Source organism: Pantoea sp. Morm (assembly GCF_016643525.1).
GTDB lineage: Bacteria > Pseudomonadota > Gammaproteobacteria > Enterobacterales > Enterobacteriaceae > Pantoea > Pantoea dispersa.
Genome location: NZ_VOQX01000021.1, coordinates 17644 through 37388 on the forward strand (window position 1 = coordinate 17644; position 19745 = coordinate 37388).

The 19745-nt window shown below is 59.3% G+C and carries 17 protein-coding genes; 9 read left to right on the plus strand and 8 right to left on the minus strand.

The genetic code is table 11. From position 1 onward, the window contains the following. Window positions 1–16: 16 nt before the first annotated feature. Window positions 17–931, plus strand: coding sequence for an SPFH domain-containing protein (locus FT726_RS09825; protein WP_021508640.1), 915 nt, complete (start codon window positions 17–19; stop codon window positions 929–931). After that, window positions 931–1389 carry an NfeD family protein gene (locus FT726_RS09830; protein WP_058775251.1) on the plus strand — a complete coding sequence of 153 codons (459 nt, stop codon included), beginning with the start codon at window positions 931–933 and terminating at the stop codon, window positions 1387–1389. The genes FT726_RS09825 and FT726_RS09830 overlap by 1 nt, the downstream gene beginning before the upstream one ends. On the opposite strand, the gene cueR is transcribed toward FT726_RS09830, so the two are convergent. Continuing rightward, window positions 1365–1781 (minus strand): Cu(I)-responsive transcriptional regulator, encoded by a 417-nt coding sequence (gene cueR, locus FT726_RS09835; protein ID WP_021508642.1) that lies wholly within the window; start codon window positions 1779–1781, stop codon window positions 1365–1367. The genes FT726_RS09830 and cueR overlap by 25 nt on opposite strands. Before the next feature lie 95 nt (window positions 1782–1876). Here cueR and copA point away from each other — a divergent pair, with 95 nt between their 5' ends. From copA to ybaK, 3 genes are all read left to right on the plus strand, one after another. After that, complete coding sequence (gene copA / locus FT726_RS09840) at window positions 1877–4387, plus strand: copper-exporting P-type ATPase CopA (RefSeq protein ID WP_346302771.1); 2511 nt, start codon at window positions 1877–1879, stop codon at window positions 4385–4387. A gap of 68 nt (window positions 4388–4455) precedes the next feature. After that, window positions 4456–5256 carry a TraB/GumN family protein gene (locus tag FT726_RS09845; protein ID WP_346302763.1) on the plus strand — a complete coding sequence of 267 codons (801 nt, stop codon included), beginning with the start codon at window positions 4456–4458 and terminating at the stop codon, window positions 5254–5256. Window positions 5257–5418: 162 nt separating this feature from the next. After that, entirely contained in the window at window positions 5419–5898 is a 480-nt protein-coding gene (ybaK, locus tag FT726_RS09850) for a Cys-tRNA(Pro)/Cys-tRNA(Cys) deacylase YbaK (protein WP_021508645.1), read from the plus strand. On the opposite strand, the gene FT726_RS09855 is transcribed toward ybaK, so the two are convergent. Next, window positions 5895–6764: a LysR family transcriptional regulator gene (locus tag FT726_RS09855; RefSeq protein WP_021508646.1), complete on the minus strand. Its 870-nt coding sequence runs from the start codon at window positions 6762–6764 to the stop codon at window positions 5895–5897. The genes ybaK and FT726_RS09855 overlap by 4 nt on opposite strands. 90 nt (window positions 6765–6854) lie before the next feature. Between FT726_RS09855 and FT726_RS09860 the strand changes: the two genes are divergently transcribed. After that, window positions 6855–7286: a multidrug/biocide efflux PACE transporter gene (locus tag FT726_RS09860; protein WP_021508647.1), complete on the plus strand. Its 432-nt coding sequence runs from the start codon at window positions 6855–6857 to the stop codon at window positions 7284–7286. 34 nt (window positions 7287–7320) lie between these two features. Here the strand turns inward: FT726_RS09860 and ushA are convergent, their stop codons facing one another. After that, window positions 7321–9072: a bifunctional UDP-sugar hydrolase/5'-nucleotidase UshA gene (gene ushA, locus FT726_RS09865; protein ID WP_346302764.1), complete on the minus strand. Its 1752-nt coding sequence runs from the start codon at window positions 9070–9072 to the stop codon at window positions 7321–7323. A gap of 164 nt (window positions 9073–9236) precedes the next feature. Here ushA and FT726_RS09870 point away from each other — a divergent pair, with 164 nt between their 5' ends. Both FT726_RS09870 and ybaL read left to right on the plus strand, forming a co-directional pair. Next, on the plus strand, window positions 9237–10436 hold the full coding sequence (locus tag FT726_RS09870) for an MFS transporter (protein ID WP_058769404.1): 1200 nt from the start codon (window positions 9237–9239) through the stop codon (window positions 10434–10436). Window positions 10437–10655: 219 nt separating this feature from the next. Next, complete coding sequence (ybaL, locus tag FT726_RS09875) at window positions 10656–12344, plus strand: YbaL family putative K(+) efflux transporter (RefSeq protein ID WP_021508650.1); 1689 nt, start codon at window positions 10656–10658, stop codon at window positions 12342–12344. A gap of 188 nt (window positions 12345–12532) precedes the next feature. Here ybaL and FT726_RS09880 read toward each other — a convergent pair whose 3' ends face one another. The 4 genes from FT726_RS09880 to FT726_RS09895 all read right to left on the minus strand — a co-directional run bounded on the left by FT726_RS09880 (window position 12533) and on the right by FT726_RS09895 (window position 16591). Continuing rightward, entirely contained in the window at window positions 12533–13834 is a 1302-nt protein-coding gene (locus tag FT726_RS09880; protein ID WP_021507224.1) for an inosine/guanosine kinase, read from the minus strand. A 58-nt stretch (window positions 13835–13892) separates the two neighbouring features. Beyond that, on the minus strand, window positions 13893–14852 hold the full coding sequence (hemH, locus tag FT726_RS09885; RefSeq protein WP_021507223.1) for a ferrochelatase: 960 nt from the start codon (window positions 14850–14852) through the stop codon (window positions 13893–13895). Window positions 14853–14967: 115 nt separating this feature from the next. Beyond that, window positions 14968–15612 carry an adenylate kinase gene (gene adk / locus FT726_RS09890; RefSeq protein WP_021507222.1) on the minus strand — a complete coding sequence of 215 codons (645 nt, stop codon included), beginning with the start codon at window positions 15610–15612 and terminating at the stop codon, window positions 14968–14970. Between the two features lie 151 nt (window positions 15613–15763). Beyond that, window positions 15764–16591, minus strand: coding sequence for a DUF6024 family protein (locus tag FT726_RS09895; RefSeq protein ID WP_288423015.1), 828 nt, complete (start codon window positions 16589–16591; stop codon window positions 15764–15766). 189 nt (window positions 16592–16780) lie between these two features. Between FT726_RS09895 and FT726_RS09900 the strand changes: the two genes are divergently transcribed. Further along, window positions 16781–17650 (plus strand): LysR substrate-binding domain-containing protein, encoded by an 870-nt coding sequence (locus tag FT726_RS09900; protein ID WP_058769402.1) that lies wholly within the window; start codon window positions 16781–16783, stop codon window positions 17648–17650. Between the two features lie 172 nt (window positions 17651–17822). Here FT726_RS09900 and htpG read toward each other — a convergent pair whose 3' ends face one another. After that, window positions 17823–19697 (minus strand): molecular chaperone HtpG, encoded by a 1875-nt coding sequence (htpG, locus tag FT726_RS09905; RefSeq protein WP_346302765.1) that lies wholly within the window; start codon window positions 19695–19697, stop codon window positions 17823–17825. Between the last annotated feature and the right edge of the window lie 48 nt (window positions 19698–19745).

Genomic DNA, 19745 nt, shown 5'->3' on the forward strand with positions numbered 1-19745 from the left:
ACAGCCAGGAGGTTATATGTTAACAGTGATTCCCGTCATCATCGTGCTCGCGCTGGTTACCGTGTGGGCCGGTGTCAAAATTGTGCCACAGGGCTACCAGTGGACGGTGGAGCGCTTTGGCCGCTACACCAAAACGTTGCCGCCCGGTCTGAATTTAGTCGTGCCGTTCATGGATCGTATTGGTCGCCGGATCAATATGATGGAGCAGGTCCTCGATATTCCCTCGCAGGAGATCATCTCCAAAGATAACGCCAACGTCACCATCGACGCAGTGTGCTTTATTCAGGTGGTGGATTCGGCGCGCGCCGCTTATGAAGTCAGCAATCTTGAGCTGGCCATCATCAACCTCACCATGACCAATATCCGCACCGTGCTCGGCGGTATGGAGCTGGATGAGATGCTGTCGCAGCGCGATAACATTAATACCCGCCTGCTGCACATTGTTGATGAAGCGACCAATCCGTGGGGGGTAAAAATCACCCGTATTGAAATCCGCGACGTGCGCCCGCCGCAGGAACTGATAGCGGCCATGAACGCGCAGATGAAAGCCGAGCGTACCAAACGCGCCGATATCCTCGCCGCCGAAGGCGTACGCCAGGCGGCCATCCTGCGCGCCGAGGGCGATAAGCAGTCGCAAATCCTTAAAGCGGAAGGCGAACGTACCTCCGCCTTTTTGCAGGCGGAAGCGCGCGAGCGTCAGGCCGAAGCCGAGGCCAACGCCACGCGGATGGTGTCAGAAGCTATCTCTGCCGGAGATATTCAGGCGATTAACTACTTCGTGGCGCAGAAATACACCGATGCCCTGCAAAAAATTGGCGAAGCGAATAACAGCAAAGTGGTGATGATGCCGCTCGACGCCAGCAGCCTGCTCGGCTCGGTGGCCGGTATCAGCGAGCTACTGAAAGAGAGTCGTCAGGAGCGCAAACCGTGATGCTGATGGAGCTGATTGCGCATCCGCACTGGTTCTGGCTCACGCTGGGCGGTTTACTGCTGGCAGCGGAGATGCTCGGCACCAGCGGTTACCTGCTGTGGAGCGGCGTGGCGGCGGTGCTGGTCGGGATCATTGAGTGGCTGTTTCCGTTCTCGTGGACCAGCCAGGGCATGCTGTTCGCCACTCTGACGCTGCTGTGCGTATTTCTTTGGTATCGCTGGATGCGCTTTCGCGAAAGTGCGCAGCAGCCCAATACGCTCAATCAGCGCGGCAGCCAGCTGATTGGCCAGCACCTGACGTTAGACAGCGCGCTAAAAGACGGCGTCGGTCATGTGCGCATTGGTGACAGCAGCTGGCGCGTGCAGGCGCAGGAAGATTTGCCGGCGGGCACGCCGGTGATCGTGACCGGCGTATCAGGCATCACGCTGCTGATTCAGCCGCGTTTGCCGCCTTCCTGATGACCGCAGCCCGCCAGGTGATTGATGATAGGACATTCGGCACCGTCATCGCCCGGGCAGGCTGCAGCCAGTTCCAGCAGACGCGCGCGCATCGCGTGCAGCTCTTCAATATGCGCCGCGATCTCATCCGCCTTCTGCAGGGTGCGCGCTTTAACATCGGCACTGTGGCGCGCCGGGTTATTAAACAGTGCGACCAGTTCGCGGCACTCCTCGAGCGTGAAGCCCACCTGCCGCGCCTGGCGCAGAAAATTGAGCTCATCCAGGTGGTGCGCGCCATAACTGCGATAGCCGTTGTCACTGCGTAACGGCGGCGTAACCACCCCTTTCTGTTCGTAAAAACGAATCGCTTTGCTGGTCAGCCCGGTTTTTTTTGCTACATCGCTGATGTTCATCTCTGCCCCTTGACCTTCCCCTGAATGGAAGGTTTAGGCTTTATAACTAATGCAAACCTTGCAGCGAGTCAAACCTGATAAACGAGGAGTTGATGATGTCACACACACAATTACTGGCTCTGGACGGCTTGTCCTGTGGCCACTGTGTTAAACGCGTTAAAGAGGCGCTGGAGCAGCGCAGCGATGTGGAACAGGCCGAGGTAACGCAGCAGGAAGCGCGCGTCACCGGCGCAGCCAGCGCCAGCGATCTGATTGCCACCGTTGAGCAGGCTGGTTATCACGCCACGCTGAAAAATGAGGCGTCCAGCCCAAAGCCTGATCCGTTGCCAGCTCAGGAGCCGCAGCCGGAGGCGCTGACAACGGAGTCGCAGCCGGCAGAAGAGAATCTTGCGGTGCACCATTTGCTGATAGGCGGGATGAGCTGCGCCAGCTGCGTCAGCCGCGTCGAGCAGGCGTTACAGAAAGTGCCCGGCGTGAGCCAGGCGCGCGTCAATCTGGGTGAGCGCAGCGCGCTGGTGCTGGGCGATGCCGTACCCTCAGCGCTGGTCAGCGCCGTAGACGAGGCGGGTTATTCTGCGGAAGTGATCGAAGATGAACAAACCCGGCGCGAGCGCCAGCAGGTCAGCGCACAGCAGGCGATGCGCCGCTTTAGCTGGCAGGCGGCGCTGGCGCTGATCGTCGGCGTGCCGATGATGGTCTGGGGCATGCTCGGTGATCACATGATGCTAAACGACAGCAATCAGACGCTCTGGCGCGTGCTCGGTGCCGTCACGCTGGCGGTGATGGCGCTCGCCGGCGGCCACTTCTATCGCAGCGCGTGGCGCAGCCTGCGTCATGCTACCGCCACCATGGACACGCTGGTGGCGCTCGGTACCGGTGCGGCCTGGATTTACTCAATGAGCGTCGCGCTGTGGCCGGCATTTTTCCCGCCGAAGGCGCGCCATCTTTATTTTGAAGCCAGCGTGATGATCATCGGCCTGATTAACCTCGGCCATGCGCTGGAACAGCGCGCGCGCCAGCGCGCCTCACAGGCGCTGGAGCGGCTGCTGGATTTAACCCCGGCGCAGGCCTGCGTGATCACCGCCGAAGGGGAAAAGCCGCTGCCGCTGAGCGAAATCGCACCGGGCATGACGCTGAAGCTGGTGACCGGCGATCGCGTACCGGTGGACGGCGAAGTCAGCCGCGGCGAAGCCTGGCTTGACGAAGCAATGCTCACCGGCGAAGCGCTGCCGCAGTCGCGCCGTCCTGGCGATAAGATTTATGCCGGGACGCTGGTGCAGGACGGATCGCTACAGTTCACCGCCCGCGCCACCGGCAGCCATACCACGCTGGCCCGTATTATCAATCTGGTGCGTCAGGCGCAGAGCAGCAAGCCGGAAATGGGCCGGCTGGCCGATCGCATCTCGGCGGTGTTTGTGCCGGTGGTGGTGGCGATTGCCCTGCTCAGCGGAGCGGTCTGGTATGTTGTCGGACCGCAGCCGCAGCTGGCCTATACGCTGGTGATTGTCACCACGGTGCTGATTATCGCCTGTCCGTGTGCGCTGGGCTTAGCCACGCCGATGTCGGTGATCGCGGGCGTCGGCCGCGCTGCCGAGCTGGGCGTGCTGGTGCGCGATGCCGATGCGCTGCAGCGGGCCAGTGAAGTCGACACCATTGTTTTTGATAAAACCGGCACCCTGACCCGGGGCACGCCGCAGGTCAGCGAGGTGCTGCTGTACAGCGACTGGGATCGTCAGCAGGTATTGCAGGCCGCCGCCCAGCTGGAGCTGGGGTCGGGGCATCCGCTGGCGAAGGCCATCGTCGCCGCCGCACCGACCGTCAGTGACGCCCGCGTTGCGCAATTTCGTACAATACGTGGCAAAGGCGTGAGTGCTACTGTCGCTGACAGAACGCTGCTGCTGGGCAATGCGGCGCTGCTGGAAGAGCAGCACATTGACCTGCGCGCCGCACAGCAGGATATCGCGCGACTTGCTGCGCAGGGCGCCACGCCGGTGCTGCTGGCGGATCAGCAGCAGCTGCTGGGCCTGATCGCCCTGCGTGACCAGCTGCGTCCGGAGAGCCGTGCGGCGCTACAGCGGCTGCATCAACTGGGCTACCGTCTGATCATGCTGACCGGTGACCATCAGACCACTGCCGAAGCCATCGCTGCCGAAGCAGGTATCGATGAGGTGATCGCCGGCGTGCTGCCGGACGGTAAAGCGCAGGCGATTGCGCAGCTGCAACAGCAGGGGTGCAGCGTGGTGATGGTGGGCGATGGCATCAACGACGCCCCGGCGCTGGCGCAGGCGGATGTGGGGATCGCCATGGGCGGCGGCAGCGATGTGGCGGTTGAAACCGCGGCGATGGCGCTGATGCGCAACGATCTGCATTGCGTGGCCGACGCGCTGGCGATGGCCAACGCCACGCTGCGCAATATGCGGCAGAATCTGCTGGGTGCCTTTGTCTATAACAGCCTGGGCATTCCGATTGCTGCCGGCGTGCTCTATCCGTTTACCGGTGTGCTGCTCAGCCCTATCGTCGCCGGTGCCGTCATGGCGCTGTCGTCGATCACCGTGGTGAGCAATGCTAACCGTTTGCTGCGCTTTAAACCGGCGCAGCGGCAATAGCAACCTCTGCCCTGTCTTTCGCTGAGCGAAATCGCTAGCATGGATTTTTGACTTAAAAAGGACACGGCATGAGACGCAGTGTGTGGCACCGCCTGCAACAGCTGGCCAGCAGCCTGTTCCCCGTCAGCTACAGCTGGCCCGCCATGGATATCAGACTCGGAGACCGCCGTCTGCATCTGGCTGGCAGTATTCATATGGGCACGCGCGATATGCAACCGCTGCCGGCCGGCTTGCTGCGCCAGCTGCAGAAAGCCGATGCGCTGGTGGTGGAAGCGGATATTACCCGCGGCAGTTCACCATTCAGTGAGGGTGAAGCATATCCGCCGCTGGCAACGCGGCTGACGCCAGAGACGCTGCAACAGCTGACGGCGCTGTGCGATGAGCTGTCACTGAACATCGCGCTGTTTGATAGCCTGCCGTTCTGGCAAATTGCGCTGATGCTGCAGGCGCAGCAGGCGCAGCGGCTGGGGCTGCGACCGCAGTACGGTATTGACTATCAGCTGCTGCAGGCAGCGCAGGCGGCAGGAAAACGCATTATTGAGCTGGAAGGGCCGGAAACGCAGATCGCGTTGCTGAAATCACTACCGCAGGATGGCCTGGCGCTGCTGCTGGATACGCTGCAACACTGGCACACCAACGCGCGACTGCTGCAAACCATGATCAGCTGGTGGCTGGATGCGCCGCCCGCCAGTCAGCCGGTGGCGCTGCCGACTACGTTCAGTAGTGAACTGAACGATACCCTGATGCGCAACCGTAATCAGCACTGGCGCGAGCTGCTGCTGGCGTTGCCGCGCGGGCGCTATGTGGTGGCGGTCGGTGCACTGCATCTGTACGGCGAAGACAATTTGCCGCAGCGGCTGAAGGCATAAAAAAGAAGGCCAATATTGCTATCGGCCCGTCAAAGAGGAATTTGTTTATGATTTTGGTTATCGCCAGGGTGACTGGCGCCGGCCAATTTTCGCGCAAAGTTCAGATTTTCGCCAGTACTTTCACGCAAACCGAGATAAGAATTTTCGTAGCAAGGACTGAATATGACACCCGCCGTAAAACTGCTGGAAAAACAACAGGTCGCTTTTACCCTGCATCCCTACGAGCATGACAGCCATGAAACGCACTTCGGTGACGAGGCGGTGCGCAAGCTCAACCTGGATGCGCGCCAGGTGTTTAAAACCCTGCTGGTGGCGCTTAACGGTGATGGCAAAGCGCTGGCAGTGGCGGTGACGCCGGTCTCCTCACAGCTGGATTTGAAAAAAGTCGCCAAAGCGCTGGGGGCGAAGAAAGCGGACATGGCCGATCCGCAACTGGCGCAGCGCGTCACCGGCTATCTGGTGGGTGGCATCAGTCCGCTGGGGCAGAAAAAGCGGCTGCCGACGGTGATCGATCAGCAGGCCAGCGAATTCCCGACCATCTTTATTTCCGGCGGCAAGCGCGGGCTGGATATCGAACTGGCCGCGCAGGATCTGGCACGGTTGCTGGATGCCACGCTGGCTGACGTGGCGCGCCGCGATTAATCAGGCTGCTGCGCGCACAGCTGGTCGATCATCCAGCGCCCGGCCGGGCCCGGCGGATTGCGCCGCGACCAGATGACATCCACCGCGATGTGCTGCGGCCAGCCCGGCACCGGCAGCTCGCGCAAGACCTGATGACCAAACTGCTGCACCAGCCAGCGCGGCAGTACGCTCCAGCCAAACCCCTGCTCCGCCATCTCCAGCAATAAAAGATAGGTTGGGGCCGACCAGGTGCGGCCCGCCGGCAGCGGCTGGCGGGTTTCCACCCAGGTATTGAGCCGCAGCTGACGCAATTCGCCCAGCTGCGCCTCGCTCACCTGCGAACGGGCTGCCAGCGGGTGATCCTGATGCAGGAAAATCGCCATTTGCGCTTCAACCTGCAGTCGCGCCACCGCCAGATCCGGCGGCAAACGCGGCTGGGCGCGCACCACGCCAAGGTGTACGCGCCCGGCCTGCAGTAAATCCAGCACATCCTCATCTTCCGCAATCATGCATTCAAACTCGATATCCGGATAGCGTGCCTCAAAGCGCGTCAGCAGATTTTCATGGTGATCAGCCTGCCAGAAGTCGGAAATGGCCAGGCTGAGACGCGGCTCAACGCCCTGCGACAGCCGCACCGCCAGTTCATCCAGCCGCTGGCTGGCAGCAAGAATTTGCTGCACCTGCGCCAGCGCGCGCTGGCCCTGAGCGGTCAGCACCGGCTGGCGACCGCTGCGATCAAACAGCGCAAAGCCTAAGTCATCTTCGAGATTGGCCACCGCGCTACTGATGGTGGACTGACTTTTTGCCAGCGCACGCGCCGCTGCGGAAAACGAGCCGCTGGCGACGGTCTGGACAAATGCCTCAAGGGATTCTGGTGAGTACTTCATGCTGAACCATCGCTTTTATCGATAGGTAATCATTTTATCTTAGCATTGTGCAGTGAGAAAATGCGTGGCGTTACTCAAAAGGAGGTTTATATGCGTACCCGTTCACTGAAAGAACGTTTTTGTCATGCCGCAGGCTTTGAAGGGTTAGCGATCGTCACGGTTGCGCCGCTGGCCGCCTGGGTCATGGATAAACCGCTGTTTCAGATGGGCGCGCTGGCGATTATGCTGTCGACCGTCGCCATGCTGTGGAACATCATTTATAACAGCGGTTTTGACCGCCTCTGTCCGCCGCAGCGCCAGCGCGGTCTCGGCCTGCGCGCGCTGCATGCGCTCGGTTTTGAGGGCGGCTTTATCCTTATTGGCCTGCCAATTGCCGCGTGGATGTTACACATTTCGCTGCTGGACGCTTTCCTGCTGGAAGTGGCGTTCTTTCTGTTCTTTCTGCCCTACACCATGGCTTACAACTGGGCATGGGATAAGCTGCGCCAGCGCTGGGTGAGCCAGAAATCCTGCCGCGCCTGAAAAACTGCGGGCGGCTGAAGTGCCGCCCGTTTTGTCACTCGTGCGCCGCGCGCGGCCAGATCCACGCCAGGATCATCTGCGGATAGCTGCGCTTCTTTTGCTTCTCCAGCGCTTTGTCGCGCTCCTCAACCTGCTGCGGTGTCAGGTGCACAATCTGCGGTGGCGCATAATCGGCGACGCGCAGCGGTGAGTGCTGACTGACATAGCTGCGCAGCACCTCGGCATCACGCAGGCCGCTGTTGCGGAAACCAGCATGGCCATCAATCACCGGATAGCCGTCGCCGCCGCTGGCGTTAAAGCTGTTAGTGGCCATGCGATAGGTTTTATCCAGCTGCAGCGGCTCGCCATTGATTTTCACTGCGCTGACGCTTTTGCCATCGGCCACCAGACTGATGTTGCTGAACTGCGCGAAACCGCCGGAATCGGCTTTGATATTCGCCACCGTCGCCAGGTAGTTCAGCAGCTCTTTGCCCGTCAGCGTCACGGACACCACCTGATTGCCAAACGGCTGGATCTGCAACAGATCGCGCCAGCTGATCTCGCCCTGCGCCAGCGAGGTGCGAATACCGCCGCCGCTGATAACAGCAAAATCGGCCTGAGTAGCCGCCATCTGCGCGCGCAGAATCAGCTGAGCCAGCGGCATTTGTTCAAAGCGCACCTTGCTGCGGTCGCCATCAAACACGCTGTCGCTGCTGCCCACCTTAACCGCCAGCTGCTTGCCGGCACGCAGCTGATACGGCGTCAGCAGCTTCATCATTGCGCCGTTCTGCGCTATCGCTTCCTGATACGGCAGCCAGGTTTCGCTACCATCAAGGTTCTTCACCTTGTGCTTAAGGTTGACCGGAATCAGCTGATAGTTATCCAGCGTCAGCTCACCGTTGCGGAAGGTGAAATCGCCGCGACCGACAAATTTTCCCCACTCTTTCGCCTGCACGATCCACACGCCGTTCTGGCGATCCGGTTGGCACGGCTGTCCGGGCTGATAATCCGCCACGCTGACGTTCTCTTTTGCCATGCACACCGCATCGTGCGAATGACCGCCGACGATCACGTTAACCGTGCCCGGCGGCAGGCTGCGCGCCAGTTCCACATCGCCCGGTGCGTTGCTGCCATGCTGCCCGTCGTCGTAGTGGCCCATGTGCGTCAGCGCGATAATTACATCCGGCTTGTCGCTGGCGCGCAGTTCCGCCACCGCTTTTTCCGTCTCTTTCACCGGATCGCGAATCTCTATCTGCGCCACGTTCTGCGGATTGGCGATGCGCAGCGTATCAGTGGTGGTCAGGCCGATCACCGCAATTTTCAGCCCCATACGATTGAATATCGCCCACGGCCTAAACAGGCGCTTATCGCTGCCTTTGGCATAAATGTTGGCGGCAAGAAAAGGAAACTTCGCCCATTTCTGCTGCTTTTGCAGCACGCTGAGCGGTTTGTCGAACTCGTGGTTACCGAGCGCCATCGCGTCATAGCCGATGAGGTTCATGCCGCGAATGTCCGGCTCGGCGTTCAGCACATCCGATTCCGGCACGCCAGTATTGACGTCGCCCGCCGACAGAATCAGCGCGCCGCCGCCTTTGGCCTGTACATCATACCGCTGCTGATCCATTAGCGTTTTCTGCGCGGCCAGACCATATTCACCCTGCGCGTTGGCCCAGAAGTGGCCGTGATGATCGTTGGTGTGCAAAATGCTGAAGCGATAGCTGCGGTCCGGCTGCCACGCCTGTGCCAGTAGCGGCAACAGCAGCATAATCAGCGCCAGCCAGCGCCCTCTGTGCGGTGATAACAACAAAGCCGATCTCCTTATTCTGCGTTTTTTACCGGGCGGTGCGCCTGATGTGCTTTTTCGCCCTTCTGTGTCGCACAGTTCGCCCTTTAACTCAAGGCCAAAGGCGAATACAGTCATGCATGACGTAACAATCTGATAACGAAATTCCCACCCCCTTCAGGATCTTTATGGCAAGTGAACAGACGTTAACCCCGACGCGGCGCACCGGGCGTACCGCTTTTGGCATTCTTGGTGCCATCAGTCTCGCGCATCTGCTGAACGATATGCTGCAATCGCTGTTACTGGCGATCTATCCGCTGCTGCAGAAAGATTTCAGCCTCAGCTTTGTGCAAATTGGTTTGATTACGCTGACGTATCAGGTTACGGCCTCATTATTACAACCGCTGATTGGCTATTACACCGACAAATATCCGAAACCCTGGTCACTGCCGGTCGGGATGGGGTTTACCCTGTTCGGTCTGGTGCTGCTGACCTTTGCCAGCACTTATCCGCAGGTGCTGCTGGCCGCAGCGCTGGTTGGCTGCGGCTCATCGGTGTTTCATCCGGAATCGTCGCGCGTGGCGCGTATGGCCTCCGGCGGCCGCCACGGGCTGGCTCAGTCGCTGTTTCAGGTCGGTGGTAACTTTGGCAGCGCACTCGGGCCGCTGCTGGCCGCCATTATCGTCGCGCCCTATGGCAAAGGCCATCTCAGCTGGTTCATGCTGGCCGCGCTGCTCGGCATCATTGTGCTGCTGCAGGTGAGCCGCTGGTACAGCCACCAGCAGCGCGCCACGCAGGCCAGCGCTGCCAGCAGGCCGCGTAACCCCCTGCCGCGCAATAAAGTGGCGCTGGCCATCGGTATTCTGCTGCTGCTGATATTCTCCAAGTACTTTTATCTCACCAGCCTGAGCAGCTATTACACCTTCTATCTGATGCACAAATTCGGGCTGTCCGTGCAGGCCTCGCAGTTCCATCTGTTTGCCTTTCTCGGCGCGGTCGCCGCCGGCACCATTATCGGTGGGCCGATAGGCGATAAAATCGGACGGAAATATGTCATCTGGGGATCGATTCTCGGCGTGGCGCCGTTTACCCTGCTGTTACCGCACGCCAGCCTGATGTGGACCAGCGTGCTGAGCGTAATTATTGGCCTGATCCTGGCCTCGGCGTTTTCCGCCATTCTGGTCTATGCCCAGGAGCTGCTGCCCGGGCGTATCGGCATGGTTTCCGGGCTGTTTTTCGGTTTTGCTTTTGGCATGGGCGGCCTCGGCGCGGCGGTGCTGGGCGTAGTAGCCGACCACACCAGTATCGAATGGGTGTATCAAATCTGCGCCTGGCTGCCACTTATTGGCCTGTTGACCGCTTTCTTACCTGATCAGCAGCAGCGCTGAGCCCTTTCGGGGGGCAACTATTTTTCTCTGCCCCCCTCCATTCTGCATAAATCCTGCCGATATGCTGAGATAACTGAGGAAAATAGCGCTTCGGCTGCGTTTTTGTCTCATTTTTTCAATTTTTTCGTCTTTCACCGCTCAAATGTTTAAACGCGGCGAACGATTGTGCATTACACTAGGTTGTTACAAGCGGATACATTTGCACACAAGGAGACAGGCATGCATCACACTACCCCGTTGATCACCACCATTGTCGGAGGTCTGGTCCTCGCATTTCTCCTTGGTATGCTGGCGAATCGCCTGCGCATCTCGCCGCTGGTCGGCTATCTGCTGGCCGGCGTGCTGGCGGGTCCTTTTACCCCGGGCTTCGTCGCGGATACCAATCTGGCCCCCGAACTGGCTGAACTCGGCGTCATTCTGCTGATGTTCGGCGTCGGTCTGCACTTCTCGCTTAAGGATTTGATGTCGGTAAAGTCGATCGCCATTCCCGGTGCCATCGCGCAGATCGCGGTCGCCACGCTGCTGGGAATGGGTCTGTCATGGGCGATGGGCTGGTCATGGATGACCGGCCTGGTGTTTGGCCTGTGTCTCTCTACCGCCAGTACCGTGGTGCTGCTGCGTGCGCTGGAAGAGCGTCAACTGATTGATAGCCAGCGCGGGCAAATCGCCATCGGCTGGCTGATTGTCGAAGACCTGGTAATGGTGCTGACGCTGGTGCTGCTGCCGGCCATTGCCGGCATGCTGGAGCAGGGAAATGCCAGCCCGACGCTGCTGGCGTGGGACCTGTTACTGACCATCGGCAAAGTCGCTGCCTTTATGGTGCTGATGATGGTGGTCGGCCGCCGCGTGGTGCCGTGGATTCTGGCCAAAAGCGCCGCCACCGGTTCACGCGAGCTGTTTACGCTGTCGGTACTGGCGCTGGCGCTGGGTATCGCGTTTGGCGCGGTGGAATTCTTTGATGTTTCCTTTGCCCTCGGCGCCTTTTTTGCCGGCATGGTGCTGAATGAATCAGAGCTCAGCCACCGGGCAGCACACGACACGCTGCCGCTGCGCGATGCGTTTGCCGTGCTGTTTTTTGTCTCGGTCGGCATGCTGTTCGACCCGATGATCCTGCTGGAGCAGCCGCTGGCGGTGCTCGGTGCGCTGGCCATTATCGTGCTGGGCAAATCGATTGCCGCCTGGCTGCTGGTCACGCTGCTCGGCCACTCGCGGCGCACCGCGCTGACCATCTCCGTCAGCCTGGCGCAGATTGGCGAATTCGCTTTTATCCTCGCCGGACTGGGGATTTCGCTCGGCATGCTGAGCGACGAAGGCCGCAACCTGGTGCTGGCGGCGGCGATCCTCTCCATCATGCTTAACCCGATTCTGTTTACCGTGCTGGAGCGTTATCTCGACAAAACCGAGACCATGGAAGAGCAGACGCTGGAAGAGGCAATTGAAGAAGAGAAGCAGATTCCGGTGGATATCTGCAATCATGCGGTGATTGTGGGTTATGGCCGCGTCGGCAGCCTGCTGGGACAGCAGCTGATGGAAGCTGATGTGCCGCTGGTGGTGGTGGAGAATTCGCGCCCGCGCGTCGAAGCGCTGCGCGAACAGGGCATCAAAGCCGTGCTGGGCAACGCGGCGCGAGTCGATACCATGGATTTAGCGCGTCTTGACTGCGCGCGCTGGCTGCTGCTGACCATCCCCAACGGCTATGAAGCCGGGGAAATTGTTACCGCCGCGCGCGAAAAGCGGGCAGATATTGAGATTATCGCCCGGGCGCATTACGACGACGAAGTGGCCTATATCATGGAGCGTGGCGCCAATCGCGTGGTGATGGGCGAGCGGGAGATTGCCAACAGTATGTTGCATGTATTGCAGGAAGAGATCGCGCAAAACCCGATTGTGCGCGAGTGCCCGATTTAAGACGTTATTAATTTGCCAGGTCGCCATGAATGGCGCCCCTACCATAAGGTGCGCCGCCATGGAGACCCAACGTAGGGTGCGCATTCATGCGCACCGTTTCACACAGCGCAGATATCCATCACGCATTCATGCGCACCGTTTCGCAAAGCGCAGATATCCATGACGGATAGCTGGTCAACCCGCCGTTATTACCTGTCCCAGTAAGACTCTTCTAAACTGTCTTCCCGCTCCGGCAGCCCGCGCGTCAAACGCGGTGAGTGCTGGTTCAGCACCTGATAACTGACGCGGTTGGCATATTTACACACCTGCGCCAGCGACGAGTAGGTCAGGTATTCGCGGGCGTGTTTGCTGGAGTTTGGCACTTTCTGACGATGGAAATTGTTGGCGGTAATATCGTGCAGCAGCGCCGCCAGCGCGCCATCACCGGCACCGTTGGTGTTCATGATCTTCTCCGGACCACCCATGTAAGGCGCAATGTGCGAGAAGATCCGCAGCGGTTGCTGGCAATCCTGATGGCGCATGGCGCGGCTGAACTCAAACTGGTTGAACTCGGCAATCGCCCCCGGCAACAGCGGATGATTGGTTTTGCGCTTAAACGCCTCTTCGGTGAACCCGGCCATATACAGCCCGGTCGGTCCGGCGGTGCACAGCACCAGATCGACCCAGTCGAGCGCCATGTTAGAGGCCAGCAGCGGATCCGCTTCGCCGGTCAGCGCGAACGCTTCCTCTTCATTCATCGCCACAATCGAGACGTGTTCGCGCAGGAAATCGCGCCAGAACTGCGGGTTATCCTGAATCACATATTTGGTACCGAGCGTCAGCACCACCGGTACATTGTGCTTTTTGGCGAACTCGATGGCCCGCAGCGTCGCTTCCGGCATCGGTTCGCCCGGCTGACAGCGCACCAGGTAGGATGTCAGCACCAGTGCAGACGCACCGGCAATCACCTCTTCCGGAATACTGGCAGCCTGCAGCTGGTTCATCAGGCCAGGGCTGATAGCAAAAGTGCGCTCGCCCTGCTCGCCGATCAGAGTAAAGCAGCGGCCAATGGCGCCATCGACGCCCTGCAGGAAGTTAAGGTCCATGCGGCTGGAGGTGTTGCACAGGTAGCGATAGGCGTAACCGCCAATCTGGATGTTGTTACACATCACGCCGAGCAGCACCGAACGGTCATCGGCCAGCACCGAGTAGTTGTGCAGCGTATTACCGATGGTGCCGCCGGCAAACTGGTGGCTGATCAGCTGCTCGCGCATCAGCTCGTTATACAGCGCTTCGGCGGTCGCATCGTCGATGACCAGCGAATGACCGGCGCTCAGGCCATAGCGCTGCAGGAAGTCGTCATCGACTTTGGCTTCGATATCCACCAGCGTCTGGTCGATACCCACCACCCAGCTGCCCTCTTCCTGCTCCTGCTGGGAAGCCTGCAGCAGCGGATCGCGCGCGTTGACGGGGAAATAGTGTTTGGATTTGCGTTTGCCGGGAAATTTCATGAAAGCTGCCGTCAGGGAAAATCAGGCAGAGAATGATATCACATTCTCTGCCGCACCCTTAGCGGCGCGCTTGTACCAGCTGCACCATCATCTCGATGTGCTCATCATCCGCATTAAGCGCCGGAATGTATTCAAATTTCTCGCCGCCAGCGTGCAGGAAGATTTCGCAGTTTTCGCCGCTGATCTCCTCCAGCGTCTCGAGGCAGTCCGCCGCAAAGCCCGGACTCATCACCTGCACATGTTTGATCCCTTTAGCCGGCAGGCTTTTCATGGTCTCATCCGTGTACGGCATCAGCCATGGCTCGCGGCCAAAGCGCGACTGGAAGGTCATCATGATTTTATGCGGCGCAATGCCGAGCGCGGCGGCCAGGGCGTCGGTGGTGTCTTTGCAGCGCAGCGGGTAGTCGTCGCCTTCATTGGCGAAGCGCTGCGGAATGCCGTGGTAAGAGAGCACCAGCAGATCCGGCTCGCCGTGTTGGGCAAACGAGCGCTCCACCGAGGCCTTCAGCGCGGCGATATAGGCCGGATGTTCGGCGTAATCGCGGATAAACGCCACTTCCGGCAGGGAACGCAGCGGTTTAAAGCTGGCCGCCAGGCCATCCCACACTGCCGCCACCGTGGAGCAGGAGAACTGCGGATAGAGCGGCAGCACGATGAATTTGGTGACACCCTGCGCCAGCAGACGCTCAACCGCACCGTTGAGGCTCGGCTGGCCGTAACTCATGCCCAACTCTACTGGCATATCCAGCCGCTGCGCCAGCGCGGCACGCTGCCGCTTGCTGAACACCATCAGCGGGGAACCTTCGTCCATCCACACCGATGCGTACAGCTTCGAAACACGCGGCGAGCGGAATGGCAGAATGATGAAATTGAGAATCGGCCACCACAGCCAGCGCGGCGTATCCACCACGCGCGGATCGCCGAGGAACTGTTTCAGATAGCGTTTCACCGCCGCGGTGGTCGGTGCGTCTGGTGTACCTAAGTTAACCAGTAAAACCCCAGGCTTATCTTGCCTCATTGTATTTCCTTGATGTCGCAGACAATGGTTCTGAATCGGGGGAAATTGTAGCGGAAAAAGCGGAGGGGGAAAGCAATTGCTGCAAAAGGGCCGGACAACCGGCCCTGGTCACCACTTAGCCGAGGATATCGGCCAGCTGTGCACTCACTTCGGTCACCTGGCGGGTGCCGTCGATTTTGTGGTATTCGGTGTTACCGGCTTCGGCTTCTTTGCTGTAGTAAGCAATCAGCGGCGCGGTCAGCTGATGGTATTCCACCAGACGCTTACGCACGGTCTCTTCCTGGTCGTCTTTACGCGTGGTCAGCTCTTCGCCGGTCACGTCATCTTTACCTTCCACTTTTGGCGGATTGTATTTGATGTGGTAAACGCGGCCTGACGGCGCATGCACGCGGCGGCCGACAATGCGATCGACAATCAGTTCGTCCGGTACGGCGAACTCGAGCACGTAATCCACCTTGATGCCCGCCTCTTTCATGGCGTCAGCCTGCGGAATGGTGCGTGGGAAACCATCGAGCAGGAAGCCGTTTTTGCAGTCTTCCTGCGCGATACGCTCTTTAACCAGCGCAATCACCAGCTCGTCCGTTACCAGTTTACCGGCATCCATGATGGCTTTCGCCTGCTGGCCCAATTCGGTGCCGGCTTTAACAGCCGCACGCAACATGTCGCCCGTGGAGATCTGCGGAATACCGTATTTCTCCATGATGAATTGAGCCTGAGTGCCCTTACCTGCGCCCGGTGCCCCGAGCAGAATAATACGCATTGCGTAATTCCCCTTGCGAATCGCATTGATCAATCTGAGAAGGCCAAGAACATACCATTATGACCCGCACACCACAAGGCAACGGGCCCCCGGGCGCTGAAAGGCTTACTTTGACCTGCTTTAGCGCGGTGCGCCAGTAGCAGGCGTATTTTTAAGAATTTCGGCTGTCTCTGAGCACCTCGCGCAGCCGTTTTTTTAGCGCAGCGGTGACGTTCTGCGGCTTATTGCCGTTGCCGCGTACGCTGACCGGCAAAAACAGGCGATGCGGCGCGGGCAGCAGCTGCATATCCGCGGGCAACGCGGGCAGCGCACTGCCGGGCGGCAAGGGCAGCAGCGCAAACGGCAGGCCGGGCTGGTGAATCGACTGCAGCGTGAAGGGCGTATCCAGCGTCAGGCTATCGACACTGGCAACGTTGAAGGGTTGCCAGTCGTCCTGCGCCATGCACTCCAGCGCGTGTTCCGGCGCGTCACCCAGTGCCAGTCCCTGTTCGAACAGCCGCAGTTCGCTGCGCACCAGCGTACTAAAATCATGGGTACGCAGCGCAATCAGCACCAGATCGTCGCTCAGCATCGCATGCTGATTCAGCTGGGTGACAAACAGTCGTGCCTCGCTGATGAGTCGTTTATGCAACACGCTGGCGAAGGAGCCGGACGCGTGCGTCACGCCCTGGCTCTGGCAGGCGTTCAGATTGCGCACCCGGCCCTGCTGCATATCGACGTGATCGACCAGCGCGATATTGCCCGCCATCATCGGCAGGGCTGGCAGCACGCTGAGTTCGCTGACCGGATATTGCGCGGCGTAGCGCGTCTGATTGCGCGCCTGCTCCTGGCGCAGAAACAGTTGCGAGAGCAGCACGCGCGCGATGTGCAGTGAGGGGGCAAAAAACAGATCGTAATTTTCCAGCCGATAGTGACGGGACAGCAAGCCGCGCAGCCGATCGCGCGCCGCCGCCCTGGCAGTAGCCTGTTGTGAAGTCATCACGTGACATTTCTCTGTATTATTCTGCTGTGTGAAGCTGGCGCTGGCAGCGGACATCGTCGCTGCTGTACACAGCGAAGCCGGTCCGTCAACCCGCCAGATTAAGCAGGAAAGGTTAGGTTAATGCGGCTGGACATTAAAATGATATAAACTGACAATCCCTGTTAGGTTTTTACACAGGGGATGAGTATGACCGCGCTTCCGTCGTTACGTGCACTGCACTATTTTCATCAGGCGGCGCTGCATTGCAGCTTTAGCGTCGCGGCCGAATGTCTCCATGTCACCCACAGCGCCATCAGCCATCAGATTCGCCAGCTGGAGAGCTGGATGGGCAAGCCCCTGTTCATCCGCACTAACGGGCGCGTGCGCTTAACCTCTCACGGCGAACGTCTGCTGGTGAGCTGCCAGAAAGCCTTTAGCGAACTTTCTACCACCTGCGTAAGTATTCGCACCGGGATGCGCAATCATCTGAGCGTCGCCTGTACCCCAAGTTTTTTATCCCAGTGGCTGATTCCGCGCATCAGCAGCTTTTACCAGCGCTATCCCGATATTGAAGTGCAATTTCAGCCGCAGGGCGAGATTGCTCAGCTGCGCAGCGAACACACCGATGTGCTGATCCTCAGTTATGAACAGGCGCCGGACGACGACATAGATGCCTCGCTCATCAGCGATGATTACGTCGGCCCGCTGTGCGCCCCACAGTACGCGGCGCGTTTTCACAGCGAGCAGGATCTGGCGTCGCTGCCGCTTTTGCACGCCGATACCCGCCTGCAGGCCTGGGCCGAATGGGCGAAGATCAGCGGCGTGCGCGGTAATTTTTGGCTGGGCAAACATTTCGATAATCTGACGCTGGCGATTCAGGCCGCGAGAAACGGACTGGGCGTGATTGTGGCACCGCGCCTGCTGGTGCGTCAGGAGCTGAACGACGGCACGCTGATTGCGCCGCTGGGGTTTGTGCGCGCCGACCGTGCCACCTGGATGATGACCAAGCGGTCACGCCAGCACGATGCGGAGATTACGTTGTTCCGGGATTGGCTGCGGGATGAAGCGCTGAAGTAAGCAAGGGCGGCATAAATAAAAAAAGGTCGTCATTAATGACGACCCTACGAATATGTGATTTTTTTAGGTCGTCATTAATGACGACCCTACAGAGAGTGGACAGTTGTCGAATCGGTGCCAGGTAACCTGTAGGGTCGGCATTCATGCCGACCGTTCCGATTACCGCACCGCGTTACGCCGTCAGCAACTGATTCATGCGGCGGATAAACTGGTTAGGATCGTCCAGCGTGCCGCGCTCGGCCAGCAGCGCCTGATCCAGCAGCAGTTCAACCCACTCCGCAAAGCGCGCTTCATCCTGGGTATCAGCCACGCGTTTCACCAGCGTATGCTCCGGATTGATCTCAAAGATGTACTTCACTTCCGGCACGTCCTGACCGGCTGCGGCGAACAGCTTCGCCATCTGCGTGGTCATTTCGTTGGCGTCGGTGGTGACAATCGCTGGCGTGTCGGTGAGGCGATGGGTCAGGCGCACCTCTTTGACACGCTCGCCCAGCAGGGTTTTCACGCGATCGACGAACGGCTCCAGCGCTTTTTCCGCTTCCTTCTGCGCTTCCGTCTCTTCGTCCGCCAGCTTGCTCAGCGACTCATCCGCTTTGCTCACCGACTGGAACGCTTTGCCATCGAACTCCGTCAGGTAGCTCATCATCCACTCGTCGATACGATCGGAGAGCAGCAGGACCTCGATGCCTTTCTTACGGAACAGTTCCAGATGCGGGCTGCTCTTCGCGGCGGCATAGCTGTCGGCAGTGATGTAGTAAATCTTCTCCTGCCCTTCAACCATGCGGCTAACGTAATCGTCCAGCGAAACGGTCTGCGCCGCACCTTCGCTCTGGGTGGTGGCGAAACGCAGCAGTTTAGCAATCGCCTCCTGGTTGGCATGATCTTCCGCCGGGCCCTCTTTCAGCACCAGACCGAACTCTTTCCAGAACTGCTGATATTTCTCTGCGTCGTCTTTGGCCAGTTTTTCCAGCATCTGCAGGCTGCGTTTGGTCAGCGCGGCGCGCAGGCTCTGCGTGACGCGGCTGTCCTGCAGGATCTCACGGGAAACGTTGAGCGGCAGATCGCTGGAATCAATCAGGCCACGCACAAAGCGCAGGTAGTTCGGCATGAACTGTTCCGCGTCATCCATGATAAAGACGCGCTGCACGTACAGTTTCAGACCGTGCTTGCTGTCGCGGTTCCACATGTCGAACGGCGCACGCGACGGGATGTACAGCAGGCTGGTGTACTCCTGCTTACCTTCGACGCGGTTGTGGCTCCAGATGACCGGGTCGCTGAAATCATGGGCGATGTGTTTGTAGAACTCGTTGTACTCTTCGTCGCTGATTTCGCCTTTGTTGCGCGTCCACAGCGCCTGGGCTTTGTTGATCTTCTCCCAGGTGACGGTGTCGTTCTCTTCGTCTTTGGTCTCGATCTCCACCGGCAACGCGATGTGATCGGAATATTTGCTGATCACGTTGCGCACGCGCCACGCGTCGAGGAAGTCATCTTCGCCTTCACGGAAGTGCAGCGTAATTTCGGTGCCGCGATCGGCTTTCTCAATCTCCGCCAGCGTATATTCGCCTTCGCCGGCGGATTCCCAGAACACGCCTTCGTCGGCTTTGGCGCCTGCGGCACGGGTGCGTACCGTCACTTTATCAGCGACGATAAACGCCGAGTAGAAACCGACACCGAACTGGCCGATCAGCTGGCTGTCTTTTGCCTGATCGGAACCCATCGATTCCAGAAACGCTTTGGTACCGGATTTCGCGATGGTACCGAGGTTTTCAATCACCTCATCACGGCGCATACCGATGCCGTTATCGCTCAGCGTCAGCGTGCGTTTTTCCTTGTCGACCGAGATACGCACGCGCAGGTCGCCATCGCCTTCATACAGATCCGGCGTCGACAGTGCGCGGAAGCGCAGCTTGTCAGCCGCATCGGAGGCGTTGGAGATAAGTTCACGCAGGAAAATCTCTTTGTTTGAATAGAGGGAATGGATCATCAGGTGCAGAAGTTGTTTTACCTCTGACTGGAAGCCACGCGTCTCTTGTCCTTTCATGGTCATTGCTACCTCAACAGAATCGGGGTTGATCAATTGTTGAGAGTGAAATGG

What these genes read in the sequence shown, in the direction of transcription:
- FT726_RS09825 (WP_021508640.1), top strand. Translation starts at nt 17, where the DNA reads ATGTTAACAGTGATTCCCGTCATCATCGTGCTCGCGCTGGTTACCGTG.
- FT726_RS09830 (WP_058775251.1), top strand. Translation starts at nt 931, where the DNA reads ATGCTGATGGAGCTGATTGCGCATCCGCACTGGTTCTGGCTCACGCTG.
- cueR (WP_021508642.1), bottom strand. Translation starts at nt 1,781, where the DNA reads ATGAACATCAGCGATGTAGCAAAAAAAACCGGGCTGACCAGCAAAGCG.
- copA (WP_346302771.1), top strand. Translation starts at nt 1,877, where the DNA reads ATGTCACACACACAATTACTGGCTCTGGACGGCTTGTCCTGTGGCCAC.
- FT726_RS09845 (WP_346302763.1), top strand. Translation starts at nt 4,456, where the DNA reads ATGAGACGCAGTGTGTGGCACCGCCTGCAACAGCTGGCCAGCAGCCTG.
- ybaK (WP_021508645.1), top strand. Translation starts at nt 5,419, where the DNA reads ATGACACCCGCCGTAAAACTGCTGGAAAAACAACAGGTCGCTTTTACC.
- FT726_RS09855 (WP_021508646.1), bottom strand. Translation starts at nt 6,764, where the DNA reads ATGAAGTACTCACCAGAATCCCTTGAGGCATTTGTCCAGACCGTCGCC.
- FT726_RS09860 (WP_021508647.1), top strand. Translation starts at nt 6,855, where the DNA reads ATGCGTACCCGTTCACTGAAAGAACGTTTTTGTCATGCCGCAGGCTTT.
- FT726_RS09870 (WP_058769404.1), top strand. Translation starts at nt 9,237, where the DNA reads ATGGCAAGTGAACAGACGTTAACCCCGACGCGGCGCACCGGGCGTACC.
- ybaL (WP_021508650.1), top strand. Translation starts at nt 10,656, where the DNA reads ATGCATCACACTACCCCGTTGATCACCACCATTGTCGGAGGTCTGGTC.
- FT726_RS09880 (WP_021507224.1), bottom strand. Translation starts at nt 13,834, where the DNA reads ATGAAATTTCCCGGCAAACGCAAATCCAAACACTATTTCCCCGTCAAC.
- hemH (WP_021507223.1), bottom strand. Translation starts at nt 14,852, where the DNA reads ATGAGGCAAGATAAGCCTGGGGTTTTACTGGTTAACTTAGGTACACCA.
- adk (WP_021507222.1), bottom strand. Translation starts at nt 15,612, where the DNA reads ATGCGTATTATTCTGCTCGGGGCACCGGGCGCAGGTAAGGGCACTCAG.
- FT726_RS09895 (WP_288423015.1), bottom strand. Translation starts at nt 16,591, where the DNA reads ATGACTTCACAACAGGCTACTGCCAGGGCGGCGGCGCGCGATCGGCTG.
- FT726_RS09900 (WP_058769402.1), top strand. Translation starts at nt 16,781, where the DNA reads ATGACCGCGCTTCCGTCGTTACGTGCACTGCACTATTTTCATCAGGCG.
- htpG (WP_346302765.1), bottom strand. Translation starts at nt 19,697, where the DNA reads ATGACCATGAAAGGACAAGAGACGCGTGGCTTCCAGTCAGAGGTAAAA.